Genomic DNA, 13,208 nt, shown 5'->3' on the forward strand with positions numbered 1-13,208 from the left:
GTATGGAAATGATACCGCAAGATCGCAAGAGTCTGGTATTCGGACGCTGGCTTGGTCATGATGACCAAACTTCAGGAAAACTGGTTAGCGCTCTGGAAACGGCCTCGGCGCCGCTGTCTGTTGTCAACGCGCTGGGTAAACCGGCCGGTATGTATGTAGACATCTGGCAGAAGTGGTCTGAAAAAACTTCTACGCCTGTTCGCTTCAGAATGGGGGAGCAAACCGAGATTACTCAGGCGCTCAAGAGTGGCAAGGTAGATGTTCTCGGGAGTATTTCTCCCTCCAGGGCTCGCAGTGAGTGGATGCAAATGTCCAATCCGTTTTATGCCATCAGTTCACGAATTTATTATCGCAGTAACCAGTCGGTCAATGACCTGGGGCCTGATCTGGATGGCAGAAGGCTGGGCGTGGTGACAGACTCCAGTCATGAAGAGTTTGTCAACAAATGGCTTCCGGGGGTCATGCTGGTCACTCGTGACAATATCATTGAGTTGATTCAGAGTCTGTTCAGGGGTGATATCGATGCTTTCTTGGGGGTGCCTGTGGTGGTTGAGTCTGCCCTGGGAGCTCTGGGGCTGATCGGTGAGCTCAGCAGCAGCAAATACTTCAATATGAATGAGGCCATTGGTGCCGGGGTAGCCGCAGATAGAAGTGACGATCTGATTACTCTGGTTAACAGGGGGCTGGGAGATATCTCGCCTGAAGAGTACGAGGAGATTGAAGAACGCTGGATTGTAAACAGTGATAACCGGTATTTTGGCAAGGGTATCACCAAGGTCAACCTGACCGAAGCAGAGCGACGCTGGCTGGACAGGAATCGCATTATCCAGATTGATGTGCAGGCCCATCATCCGCCGTTCCTGTTCCAGGACGAGGAAGGAAATTATCAGGGCATAGCCGTTGATTATCTCCGTCTTCTTGAAGATCGTCTGGGTTTAACATTCCGTCTTAATCCATCCAAAGTCTGGACTGAATCTCTGGGTCGTGCCTATCGTCATGAAACCGATGTGCTTGGCATGGTACAGAAGACCGATGAGCGCAGTCGCTATCTGGATTTCACCAGCCCATTATTCAAAGTGCCATCCGTAATTCTGGCCAGAACCTCGGATAAAACCATTGAAAATATTCGTGATCTTAGAGGGCGCAATGTCGGTTATGTGCCTGGTAGTGCTTCTCTGGATGTTTTCAGGGCCAAACACCCTGGCATTTATTTCAAGCCGATGGCCAGTCTCAGTGTTGGGATTAACCGTGTTTCCAGCGGTGCTCTGGATGCGGTAATTGCGGACATTGCAGCTTCCAGTTTTGAACTTGATCGACTCAAAGTCACTAATCTTCGTGTGGTGGGTGAGGCAGGTTTTGAGTATGAATACGCTCTTGGCAGTCGCAATGACTGGCCCATGCTGGGTTCCATTCTGCATAAAACTGTCGACAGTCTGACTGAGGCAGAGAAGGCTGAGATCAACAGTCGCTGGGTCTCTATTACCGAATTAAGCTGGCAGCCTAATAAAGAGTTGTTCATCGGTCTGTTGCTGATCCTTGTGACGCTGATCCTGATTATTTACTGGAATCGAAGGCTGACTCTGGAAATCGGTGAGAGGGAGCGTGCCGAAGAAGAGTTGAAAGCCCGTTCAGATCTGGATCGTCTGCTCAGTGATATTTCCAGAAAGTTTATTAATAAACCGCTTGAAGAGGCAGTGCAGTATTTCCTCCGCAAGCTGGCCGTTTTTATGAGTTATGACGCGGCCCTGGTTTATTCGAGAACGGATGGACATTCAGCCATTGAGTATTTCTGGTCTGACAACAAGTCTCTGAGAATGGGGGAATTGAATGAGCTGCTTAGGGGTGCCCTCAGGCAAGGAAGTCAGCCATCTGAAGACGGTATAGCAACACTTAAGTTGAGCGTTGATAGTGAGCAGTCAGCCAAAAGCGAATCTTTGAGGAGCCTCAGTAAGGATGGCGTGGTAACGGGGATTCATGTTGCCATGACGTTATTCGCTGAACAGATAGGTGGGGTCATATTCCTCAATCGCCAGACCGAAGACGAGCTGTTGAGTGATGAAGTGGATCTCCTGCGCAGGGCCAGTCAACTGGTAGCTGTTGCGCGCTCAAGGCAGCTTTCCGAAGATGCCCTGAGATCCAGTGAAGAGCGTTATCAGCTGGCGATGGATGCCGCTTCCGATGGTCTCTGGGACTGGGATGTTGCTAATGAGCGTATCTATTTCAGTCCTCGATATCAGCGCATGCTGGGCTATGAGGCCGGAGAGCTGGCGAACACTCCGGGGGGTTGGCGTCGCCTGATTCACTCAGATGACAAGATTGCTACCGTTGATTTCTTCAACGATCAGTTTGCTCACTCGGATAAAGCCTTCGTCTATGAATACCGCATCAGACGCAGGGACGGTAGTTACGCAACAGTTCGGAACAAAGGTAAGGTCGTCTTCCGGGACAGTCGGGGCCATCCACTGCGTGCCGTGGGCACCATGGTGGATATCACCGAGCAGAAAGAGCGTGAGCGTGAACTGTCCATGGCTCGCTTCACCCTGGATCGGGCAGCCGATTATATTCACTGGTTCCGCCATGATGGCAGCCACAAATACGTGAATGAGTCTTCCTGTCGCGCACTGGGTTATACCCCTGACCAGGTGATGGAACTCAGTATTATGGATATCAATCCGGCGGTGACGGAGACTTCCTGGGAGCGGCTCTGGGACCAGCTGACCATGCGTAAGGCGATGACTTATGAGACCCTGCGCAAAACCCATGATGGCAAGGTTTTCCCGGTTGAAGTGACGGCAAACTATATGGAGTACGAAGGTGAAGGTTATCTCTCTGCTACCGGTCGTGACATCACTGACCGCAAGCATGCTGAGGAGACGCTTCATAAAGCCAAAGAGGCCGCAGATCAGGCTAACCAGGCGAAGAGTAACTTCCTGGCTAATATGAGCCATGAAATTCGTACGCCAATGAATGCCATTATTGGCCTGAGTCACCTGGTGTTGCAGACCGATATGTCTGACAAGCAGCAGGACTATGTTGCTAAGATCCAGTCTTCTGCCCATGCCCTGTTAGGTATCATTAATGACATTCTTGATTTCTCCAGAATTGAAGCCGGAAAGCTCAATATGGAGACCATTGATTTTAATCTGGAGGATGTTTTTGACAATGTTTATGACATCACCAACGTAAAGGCGGAAGAGAAGGGTATTGAACTCAGCTACGACATCGGGCCTGATGTTCCGCGCCACCTTCAAGGTGACCCTCTTCGTCTTGGACAGGTATTGATCAACCTGATTCACAATGCTGTGAAGTTTACCCATATCGGGTCCGTCAGGATAACCGTAAGACTACTGTCGATTAATTCAAAAACTGCCAGAATCTGTTTTGAAGTACAGGATACCGGTATCGGCATCAGTCGTGAGCACCAGGCCCGACTGTTTGAGTCTTTCTCTCAGGTTGACGGCTCGACTACCCGCAAGTTTGGTGGAACAGGTCTTGGCCTGGCCATCTGTCGAAGTCTGGTCAATATGATGAATGGTGATATTGAGGTGAAGTCCGAAATTGATCAGGGCAGTACCTTCCAATTTGATGTGGAACTGGGTCTGGGTGAGTCCATTGGACTCACTGACCAGTCGTTGGTCGGCAGACGAGTCTTGGTTGTTGATGACACCGAAGAAGCCCGCAAGTTACTGATTAGCCAGCTCAACAGTTTTGGCTGTGAAACGCTGGAAGCAGAGGACAGTGCAGCCGCTTTGGATATCCTGAGAGAGCACAATCTGGACTCTGATAATCCTGTGACTGTCACTCTGTTGGACTGGAGAATGCCAGAGACCGATGGTATTGAACTGGCAGAGGAGATCAGAGCCATGGAGCTTGATTCCATGCCGGTATTGATCATGGTTTCAGCCTACGGCCGTGAAGAAGTGATGGCCAGGGCTTCTGGCAGGGTGGACGCTTTCCTGATCAAACCGGCCAGCAGCTCCGTATTGGTAGAAACCATTCTGCGCACCCTGGATTATAAAAGCTCTGTTGGTGGCAGCAAGGGTGTCGACAGTCATGCCAGCAAGCAGACGTTCAAGGGTGATATTCTGCTGGTGGAAGATAATGAGATTAACCAGCAGGTAGCTCGTGAGTTGCTTGAAGGTATGGGGCTGACGGTGACTCTTGCAGATAATGGTCAGGAGGCCGTGGATATCCTTGAATCGAACACTTTTGATCTGGTCTTTATGGATATTCAGATGCCCCGGATGGACGGTTATCAGGCAACCAGAGTCATACGTCGAAATGTAGGTGATAAGGATCTGCCGATTGTTGCCATGACCGCCCATGCCATGACCGGCGACCGTGAACGTTGTCTGCAGGTGGGTATGAATGATCATATCTCCAAACCATTGAACCCTGTGGAGTTGCAGGAAATGGTAGACCGCTGGCTCCAGGTGTCTGATGAAGGGGCGTCATCGGGCCCTGCTGTAACTAAAGCGACTGAGCAGAAAGAGTTTGCAGAAGATCTTGAGAAACTGAAAGGCATTCATCTTCATAATGGTCTTAACCGCGTAAGAGGGAACGTCGAATTATACCGTCAGTTACTGGTGAACTTTTATCTGGATCAGGGAGAAGACTTGCAGAAGCTCCGGGATTGTCTGGATAAACAGGATTGGCAGGCTGCCCGTTTTATTGTTCATGGTATCAAGGGGGCTGGAGGCAGCCTTGGAGCAGAACATTTGCATATCACCGCGGCTCGATTGGAGGCAGCACTGAGAACTCGGGATGAATTGCCATCAAAAGAGCTGCTTAAAAGTTTCGAACACGCCTTTGAAGAGGTAATGGAGAGCCTCAGGCAACTGGTCGGGAAAGACCCGGAAGAAGCAACGGTTGGTGAAGGCAGGGTCGAGATTGAGCGCTTGTCCTTACTGATGAGTTCCATGATTACTCAACTTCAGGAAGGCGATGTTTCTGCTTCAGAGTCGTTGCCTGAACTGGTGGGCGGCCTGGTCGGCAAGGTCGATAAACACAAGCTGGACAGGCTGCAGAAAAGCATCAGAGTTTACGATTTTGAAGAAGCAGAGCAGATTCTTGAAGGTTTTCAGTCAGAAGTAGAGCTTTGAGAAAAGAGTGTTCAGCCTTTGGTTGATCGGAACATCTGAAAACTGAAACCAGGATGCCTGCATTGCTGTACAGGTATCCTCCTCCTTTCAGTCAAACATCATTCTCTTAGGTGGATTTAAATTCTAAATGGGCGGATTTAATTTACAAGTTGCAGACATTGATAAATCTTTTATTCTCTACTCATTGAGCAGTTCTCCTCTGAAAACTAATGGTATTCAGCTTATATAGACGTCAAAAGTAATGTATTTGACAATCGAGTTTGTAATCTATATATTTGCTCTCGCCAAATTTCATACAAGTAAAAATAACGGCGATGTAAAAGAGCTATGTTCCCAATTATCAGTCAAAAACCTTCTGACTATGCAGTCGGTAAAATTATTTGTGTAGGTAGAAACTATCTGGAGCACGTTAAAGAGCTCGATAATGATATTTCAACATCACCATTATTGTTCATAAAGCCACTCTCTTCTGTAGTACCTTTTGCAGGGAGCCTCAACATTCCTGAAGATTTTGGGGTAGTCCATCATGAATTAGAAATTTCCATCTTGATCGGTGAGGCGAAAGCTCCTAAAAGTTACAGCATTAGAGGGGTGGGTCTTGCTCTCGATTTAACCCTGAGAGATCTCCAGAATGAATTAAAAAAGCAAGGCCACCCTTGGGAAAGAGCAAAAGCTTTTTCGGGGTCAGCAGTTATTTCCGATTTTATTGAAATCGATGACTATTCTGATCTCGATCACCTGAAACTGATATTATACAAAAACAATAAACTGCAACAGAGAGGTAATAGTGGTCAGATGATTTTTAAGATTGAAGATCTACTTTATGATATTGACCGGGCATTTACTTTGCAGGCGGGTGATATTGTTTTAACAGGCACTCCAGCAGGTGTCAGCTCCCTATCTGGTGGTGACCAGTTAATAGCTGAGCTTTACGTAAGAAATAGATGCGAGCTAAAAACCAGTGCTAGCATTGCTTAATACACTATAAACCTCAAGCAATAAAAAAACGTTAAATATAGGGAGTTAGACAGTGTTATCTGAACGACACGACACGACACGACACGACACTGTAAGCCATCTCATACAGGGGAAGAAAGGTTTATTCATACAAATAAAAAAAAGAGAGCGCTCGATCAATATGGTTATGTGGTAATCAAAGGCGATGACTTAAGAGTCGGTATTGATGAAGAAATAAACTACGAAAGCATCTGTAACTTCTGGGATGATCTTCCTAAAGATGAATATATGAACGATAATGGTAGTTATCGACAGCGTAGGTTTGGTCGGTATGAATATAACTTTGAAACCAAAGAGCTACAGTGGATAAGAGAAAGTCAACACTTCTTTCAATCAAAAAATATTAATCATTTGAATGGCGGCTTAAACAGAAGGCTTCCTCCAGTTGACCTCAACTTTGCCAACTCTATCCTTCTTAATAGTCTTGTAAACTATTGTCTTGATATCATTCCTGTAGAAGACTATAGAACCAGAAAACTTATCATTAATACTCATCAGTTCCGGGTGAACACCAAAGAAAGTATGGTTGGCTTGCCAACGCCTGAAGGAATACACAGAGATGGTCATTATTTCGTTTCTCAACATCTTATTAAACGGAAAAATGTTTTGGGAGGCGTGTCTGGGATTTACAGCAATAAAAATGTTCCGATCGAGCATAAACAATTAAACTGGTTCCTCGATAGCATAATAATTAACGATGAAGTTGTAAAACATGACGTTTCCCCTCTATTTCCCGCACTACAAGATCAGCCAGGCTGGAGAGACATGCTCATTATTGACTATAACTTCGTATAGCTGGGACGATTTATGAAAGAAAGTATCAAAGAATCTAAACGAATAATCCTAATGATTGCAAAACTGGTCATTCCTTTCTCAATGCTGAGTGAAGTTTTGCAATATCTAGGGGTGGTCGACTATGTAGGTTTCATTTTTGAGCCTGCTACTCAATTACTTAAATTGCCAGCCGACGTAGCTGTAGCTTTCGCAGCCAGCTTTTTTCTTAATATTTACGCGGGTATAGCAGTTGCTTCAGGACTTGATCTTTCGCCTTATGAATGGACGATAGTAGGCACATTTATTGCGATATGTCACTCCATTCCCCTGGAGTCTGCCGTAATGAAAAAAGTGGGGTTTCCCATCCATATACATTGGATATCCCGTTTGTGCTTAGGCATTTTAGGGGCTTGGGTGGCATCATTTTTAACGCCTCAAGAATTGGTAGGCAGCGTAGGGAGCAGTCAAGTAAAAGCTGAATATGCTTCATTTGGCGCACTTGTATTGGGGGCTTTTTCTAATGCACTTTTGCTGACACTGAAAATTTCGATTTTGGTGGCCACACTGGTAGTGGCTTTTGACCTAATTAAAAAGCGAGCATTTTTTAAAGCGTTATTAGATAAACACACATATCTATCAAGCATGACCGTTGGCTGTCTTTTAGGAGTCACATATGGAGCGGGTATCCTGCTTAAAGATATAAAGTCCGTTGAGGAAGAGCAGAGGCTTTATCTTTTAACTTTCCTGCTGCTGGCTCATGGTTTAATTGAAGAAACGCTGATCTTTGCTATTTTTGGAGCTGATATAGTCGCAATTTTGCTAATACGCCTCGGAATAGCTATCAGTGTTGTAGTTATCCTTATTTTTATCACAAAAAAACTAATCACGCATAAATTCGTTAGATTGAAAAGCACAAATGAATAAAGTATTTATTACCGACAGAATAATTAACGCCAGCATAGAGAAAAAAATCCTTGGTGATTTCTTGGTGAGTGATCCTAAAAAGAATATTACCGTCTTGCTAGTTTGGCATCAAATAGTAGATGAAGAATTCCTTAATAAGTTCCCTCATGCAGAGGTGATCATTCGTTACGCTGTTATAGTCTTGAGGAGAAAAAGAAATTGGATGGTCAGGAACTACCTCTAAGTTATAAATTAATGTAGCGGATCATTGGGGGTTGATACTGTTGATATACATGAGTCGAAATTTTACAAACTCATAAAGATAGCACTGTGGTTTTGAGATCACCGAATCTAACATGCTTCCTCACCATGCCACAACTTTGGAGCTAGGTGTGTTTGGATTTAAAGAATGGGGGCGGGTTTGAGGTTTACAAAGGTACCTGCATTAATGTGCAGGTACCCTGACTTATGGACTCACTTATGGGCAATCAAACAGGTTTTAATATTGCAGTTCCTGTTTAGGATCTATTTCGTAAGGCAGTGGTTGGCAATTGAGTTTTGGACCTTCTTCACCCTCCAGTCGTACATCATTCTCTTGGGCAGATTCGACCCGAATGACTGCCAGCAGCTCGGTTCCCTGACCGGTTTGAATACTCTCAATTACTTCGCCTATCCCTTTGCCTGCACTATTGAACAGTCGTGTATCAGGTTCAACTGTCAGCTGTTGGTCCGAGCTGAGGCGATAGCAACGACTCTTTAGCTGCCCCAAATTTTGCATGCGGGCAACAATTTCCTGGCCGGTATAGCAGCCTTTTCTGAAGCTGACACTTTTCAGCGATGGCAGGTTCAGGTGCTGTGGAATGTAATTATTGGCAGTTTCCGGTGACAGGCTGGGCTCAACAGCGAGACAATCCAGCAGTTGCCAGTGGTGTTGCCCTTTGGGTGTGAACTGCTCAGTGAGTTTTTCCCAAAGTGTTGCCAGATGCTCGAAGGTAATCCAGAGTTCAAAACGATTCACGCTCCCGGAAACATTCAGAAGCCAGCCCTGCTGATCAATATCGAGTGCGCTGTTGCCATCGGGAACGTCATTAAAGACACTGGCTATTTTCTCTTCAACGGCATTTCCTGACAGTCCCAGGCAGACGTACTTCTGGTCAGGGGTCAGCTCGGTTTTATAAAAAACAGCGTATTTTCCCAGGCAGCTCCGAGTGCTTTCAACCAGTCCCTGGTGCATAGCCATCATGAATTGATCTTCACTGGCCTTGAGCAGAATGAAGCTGGTGAACATTCTGCCCTTGGGGGTGCAGGCCGCTCCTCCAGAAAACTGACCAGTCGTTAGCGTATCAAGATTGCAGGTGAGTTGTCCCTGGAGGAACTTCATACTGTCGGGGCCAGAAACCTGCAAAAGTGCTTTCTGGTTTAGAACAGATAATATCGGCTTTTCCGGTTCGGATGTTGAAGAGGGCTCACCAAAGCCAAGCAGTTTGCCGTTTTCATAACGAGCCCCCCGCTCAGTAAAAAACGTTTGGAATCTTTCTTCTCGATCGTTAGTCATGATCCATTCTCTTCAATGTTTTGTTCTGGTCAGTGTTCTGATTTTCAGTATCCTTGCTGGCTTGCAAATGGATACAGACAAGGGCGGGTGGACGTTGATTGTCATAATATAGAGTATTCAGAGCGCTAACTAAACCGTATAATGCTTCTCACTGAATGCCGGGAGCTTGTCTTGCCTGCATTTAGACAACTTTCCCAGAGTCTTATGACAAGGCTTTCTGTTTTTTCCGGTTGATTGAACTCGATCAAGGGAGTATTCCGAAAATGTTAAGCGCTGATGATTTCAGACGCCTGCAGTGGCACAGTCGACGCGGTATGCTGGAGCTTGATGTCTTGCTGGAGCCCTTCACCAATCAGGTTTTTAAAAAACTGTCTGCAGAAGATCAGTTTGTCTATTTGAAATTAATCGATTGTGAAGATCCGGATCTGTTTGCCTGGTTTATGGGGGATGGTCGTCCTCAGGATCCCGAGCTGGCGAGTATGGTGGACAAGGTTCTGCAATATGCCCGAAGTGGCTTGGATAGCGGTTTGGATAAAGCTTTAGATAGTGGTTTGAAGGATGCGGTCAGGGCCCAATGATTCTCTGATTGAAGTGCGGGCAGGTTTCTCTGTTCGTCACTTCATACTAACTGTTTTCTGTTATCTTTTTGCCAGTATGGCATTGTTTTTCACATCTCTTAACTTCCTCTGTACCATATTGTTGTTTGCAGTCCTGAATGCCTATGCCGTTTATTATTACCTGTCACAGCTAAAAAAAAGTCTTGGCACCAGTGTGCTTGCTATACGCTGGTATAGGGAGCGATGGTTCATTGGGACCCGAAAAGGTTGGCAGCCATGCATACCACAGGGCGAATGGCTGGTATTGCCCTGGTTGATGTGCCTGAGGTTTCGTGGTGAGGATGAGCGAAATTATTCGGTGAATTTTTTCAAGGACTCCGATCATCCAGCGTCACTGCATGCTCTGAGGTTGCGCTTAATGTTGATGAGCAAAGGAAGAAAATAAAGTATTAAAATTATGTCATCGCTTCCATGAGGAATACAGTTGCTTCCCTGCTCCAGACTATCGGTAAAATATCGTTGATAATATCGCAGCAGTAACGCCATCAATGCTGCAGCTGGAGAAAAGGGAAACGTATACAGAAGCTCAGGGTCATTTTTACAAAGGCGTTCCATGAAGTGTCTTCGCCCGACGATTTCCACAATGGACTGCTAATACTGACAAAGCCCCGGCAACTACTATAAACCCGCAAAACCCACCGAGAAACGCGTACACGCCGCTGTAATCCTGATGCTGTTCTGGAAAGAAAAAATTGTATCTGTTTTCGTTCGCATATTCAGTTTCAGTGTGGATTTTTGTTAGCTGATGAATACCAAACTCGTCAATTCTGTATTCCAGTACATATCCATTTTCATCACTGAATGAAAAATACCCAGGCTCCAGATCAAGATTTAATGTTGCCAGAATCATTCCCTCTTTATTTTTGATAATAATCTGCGTGCCGACATTTTCCGGAATAGCCTCAGAGGCGTCTGGCAGCACTTGTTTCGTCGAAGATGATATTGACGAGGACTGTAGCGACGAAGACAGTGTTGCTGAAGGGCTGACTGTTGTATAGGTCATATCACTGGTATCAGACATTGTTGCCGACGTTATTACATCCCTTGATTTCCAAGCCACTTCGATTGAATATTCCAGCTCTTTTTTCAAGCTTAGAATGGGTCTGAAGGGCTTAAACTCACGCTCCTTTGGCATCAAGTCGCGTAACCCGGTTGTATTTTGGGAGGTCGAATTTGTATTTATAAAAGTCTTGTTTAAAGGCTGACCTGAATGAGTTGGCAGAGCCGTGCTTTTGGTAATAGTGCCATTGATTGCAGGAGCTGATGTGTCAGACTTATATAAAACGTCCTGCAAAAAGATGGGCGCAGGCGTTGCACTTAAAACAGCTGTATCAATAACACTACCTTCATCCTCTTCATAGAAACCAAGATACAATTCTGAGGAGTCTTCCGGATCTTCGATTAAAATCAGATGGAACAAATTTTTCAGTGATGCATGTCCCCTAAGTGTGTAGTAAAGAAAATCAGATTCTTTAGCCTGAAAGCGGACTTTTGACTCAATCTTGTTTATTGCCTGACTCCCCCGCAAGGACTTACCCAGCGGGTTTATTGAGACAGATATTTTTTTAGAGGTGGTCATCGAATAACCTTTCATGAATTTTGCAATTTTAACTCTGGCTTTTGATGCTGACGATTTTATGTAGCTCGTCACCTTGTGACCACTTCCTTTTGAGCCGCCACCTTTGTAACCACCACCTTTGTAACCGCCTCCTTTGGAACTGCTACTTTTTCCGCCACCTGAGGAGCCTCCGCCTCTTCGAGCCTCTCTTCTGTCTCTTTCAGAGATAGCACCACCCTCCTGAGGATCGTATGGCAAAAGGTCATCTGCACTGATCTCATTATTCACAGCCCATAGAGAAGAACAAAAAGGGAGAATCAAGGCCAGAAGCAGGCTTGAAAGTATTTCCATGAAACTATGAACCACCTGTAAAATAAATACCAAAAGAAAAGGGTAATCCCCGCATTTAACGGATTACTTGAGAGTCCGCCTGAGTAGCGGGAAGCTTAGACATCACATTTTTACCTGTCCAATCAAAACACTTGCAGATTTACATGGAGTTTATTGAATGGTACTCATGTTTAATTTTAAAAGTATGATCGTTCGCACAGGTATGGTCGATATTGGTCTATCCTTGTTCATTCTTAGGTTGGGTTTGCCCTGAATTACAACTGAATGGATTGGGACTCATGTTGCTTTGAGCTGGCTTCCGGGGAGTGCTTCAGAGTGCTGTCCGGATTGTAATTCGTTATGTTGGGCCACGGTGGTCAGGAGCAAACTTGGTGTCTTGAGTCATAATGATTGTGATAACAAAAATGATCTCTATCGATAACGTATCTTCTGCTCCAGAGCTCTCCAGTGACTTCATGCATTTTATGGAACACGACCACTTGCAGGCCTGGGGGGTTCATGACTGTCACGACAGAGCGTTCTATCTCAATGAGCACTCTCTCTGGTTGTATGGTATTCCCCTGCGCTACAAAGTATGTGGTAAACGGTTTTCGGAGATTCCGGCACCTATATTCTCTTGCTGTTCTGACCAGATTGTGGCGCAGAACAACATTTGTGTCAGCGAGAAAAAAGAGATTACTGTCCTGAATGTGCATCCGGGAGGAAATGGCTGGTTTGCCTACATTTCCAGGAAAAAACCTCACTACAACCATCTGCACCAGATAGACGGGGTGCTTAGTCATGGTCATTCGGTGACACAGTCTTGGATGAAGGCTGCTTTGAATATACGCTGCCTGATGAAACTGGATGGTCGAGCCAAAGGTCAGTCGACATTCCGCATAGGCGTTATGCCCAGTCTGAGCCCCAGAGAGTCAGAGGTGCTGTTTTTCCTGATTTGTAATCAACAGATTAAGCAGATTGCAGGTATTCTGTCACTGTCTGAAAATACCATCCGGTCCCACATTGAGCATCTGAAAAAAAAGTTTGAAGTACACTCCATCGCTCAGCTGATAGAAGCGGCGATTTCTGTGGGCTGTCACGACTTTCTGCCTCCCACCTTACGTCTCAGACAGTTGTCTATGGTAATGGTTAACTGATACATGCGCATCAGGAACGTACAATGGTATCTGTTGCCGTTTCACAAACATATTGGGATCAAATCAAGCCATTTTTTTGCCGTCGAAAATTTATCATCCCCGAGGGTGACTAGCAGCCTGTCGGACTTAAGGCTGTCCTACTGCGGTTGCAATAAATTGGTCTAAAAATTCCTGCTTCTTCGTCAAATAGCTCGC

At 45.6% G+C, this 13,208-nt stretch carries 11 protein-coding genes; 8 read left to right on the plus strand and 3 right to left on the minus strand.

The window, feature by feature from the left end:
* Positions 1–8 precede the first annotated feature (8 nt).
* The 5 genes from KDK19_RS01870 to KDK19_RS01890 all read left to right on the plus strand — a co-directional run bounded on the left by KDK19_RS01870 (position 9) and on the right by KDK19_RS01890 (position 8,040).
* A complete protein-coding gene (locus KDK19_RS01870; protein WP_257291237.1) occupies positions 9–5,102 on the plus strand; it encodes a transporter substrate-binding domain-containing protein in 5,094 nt (1,697 codons plus the stop codon).
* 327 nt (positions 5,103–5,429) lie between these two features.
* A complete protein-coding gene (locus tag KDK19_RS01875) occupies positions 5,430–6,080 on the plus strand; it encodes a fumarylacetoacetate hydrolase family protein (RefSeq protein WP_257252554.1) in 651 nt (216 codons plus the stop codon).
* 168 nt (positions 6,081–6,248) lie between these two features.
* Positions 6,249–6,914: a 2OG-Fe dioxygenase family protein gene (locus KDK19_RS01880; RefSeq protein WP_257276148.1), complete on the plus strand. Its 666-nt coding sequence runs from the start codon at positions 6,249–6,251 to the stop codon at positions 6,912–6,914.
* A gap of 12 nt (positions 6,915–6,926) precedes the next feature.
* The gene (locus KDK19_RS01885) at positions 6,927–7,817 is read left to right on the plus strand and encodes a hypothetical protein (protein ID WP_257280711.1); all 891 of its coding nucleotides are present in this window, start codon (positions 6,927–6,929) and stop codon (positions 7,815–7,817) included.
* Positions 7,810–8,040 carry a hypothetical protein gene (locus tag KDK19_RS01890; protein WP_257276150.1) on the plus strand — a complete coding sequence of 77 codons (231 nt, stop codon included), beginning with the start codon at positions 7,810–7,812 and terminating at the stop codon, positions 8,038–8,040. The genes KDK19_RS01885 and KDK19_RS01890 overlap by 8 nt, the downstream gene beginning before the upstream one ends.
* 255 nt (positions 8,041–8,295) lie before the next feature.
* On the opposite strand, the gene KDK19_RS01895 is transcribed toward KDK19_RS01890, so the two are convergent.
* Complete coding sequence (locus tag KDK19_RS01895) at positions 8,296–9,351, minus strand: folate-binding protein YgfZ (RefSeq protein ID WP_257255464.1); 1,056 nt, start codon at positions 9,349–9,351, stop codon at positions 8,296–8,298.
* Between the two features lie 263 nt (positions 9,352–9,614).
* Between KDK19_RS01895 and KDK19_RS01900 the strand changes: the two genes are divergently transcribed.
* The gene (locus KDK19_RS01900) at positions 9,615–9,929 is read left to right on the plus strand and encodes a succinate dehydrogenase assembly factor 2 (protein ID WP_257255465.1); all 315 of its coding nucleotides are present in this window, start codon (positions 9,615–9,617) and stop codon (positions 9,927–9,929) included.
* On the plus strand, positions 9,910–10,353 hold the full coding sequence (locus tag KDK19_RS01905) for a hypothetical protein (protein WP_257276151.1): 444 nt from the start codon (positions 9,910–9,912) through the stop codon (positions 10,351–10,353). The genes KDK19_RS01900 and KDK19_RS01905 overlap by 20 nt, the downstream gene beginning before the upstream one ends.
* A gap of 153 nt (positions 10,354–10,506) precedes the next feature.
* On the opposite strand, the gene KDK19_RS01910 is transcribed toward KDK19_RS01905, so the two are convergent.
* The gene (locus KDK19_RS01910; protein WP_257291238.1) at positions 10,507–11,547 is read right to left on the minus strand and encodes a hypothetical protein; all 1,041 of its coding nucleotides are present in this window, start codon (positions 11,545–11,547) and stop codon (positions 10,507–10,509) included.
* A gap of 68 nt (positions 11,548–11,615) precedes the next feature.
* The gene (locus KDK19_RS01915; protein WP_257291239.1) at positions 11,616–11,807 is read right to left on the minus strand and encodes a hypothetical protein; all 192 of its coding nucleotides are present in this window, start codon (positions 11,805–11,807) and stop codon (positions 11,616–11,618) included.
* Between the two features lie 456 nt (positions 11,808–12,263).
* On the opposite strand from KDK19_RS01915, the gene KDK19_RS01920 reads away from it, so the two are divergent.
* On the plus strand, positions 12,264–13,013 hold the full coding sequence (locus KDK19_RS01920; protein WP_257291240.1) for a LuxR C-terminal-related transcriptional regulator: 750 nt from the start codon (positions 12,264–12,266) through the stop codon (positions 13,011–13,013).
* Positions 13,014–13,208 lie beyond the last annotated feature (195 nt).

The sequence above is a fragment of the Endozoicomonas sp. ONNA1 genome, assembly GCF_024606325.1.
Lineage (GTDB): Bacteria > Pseudomonadota > Gammaproteobacteria > Pseudomonadales > Endozoicomonadaceae > Endozoicomonas_A.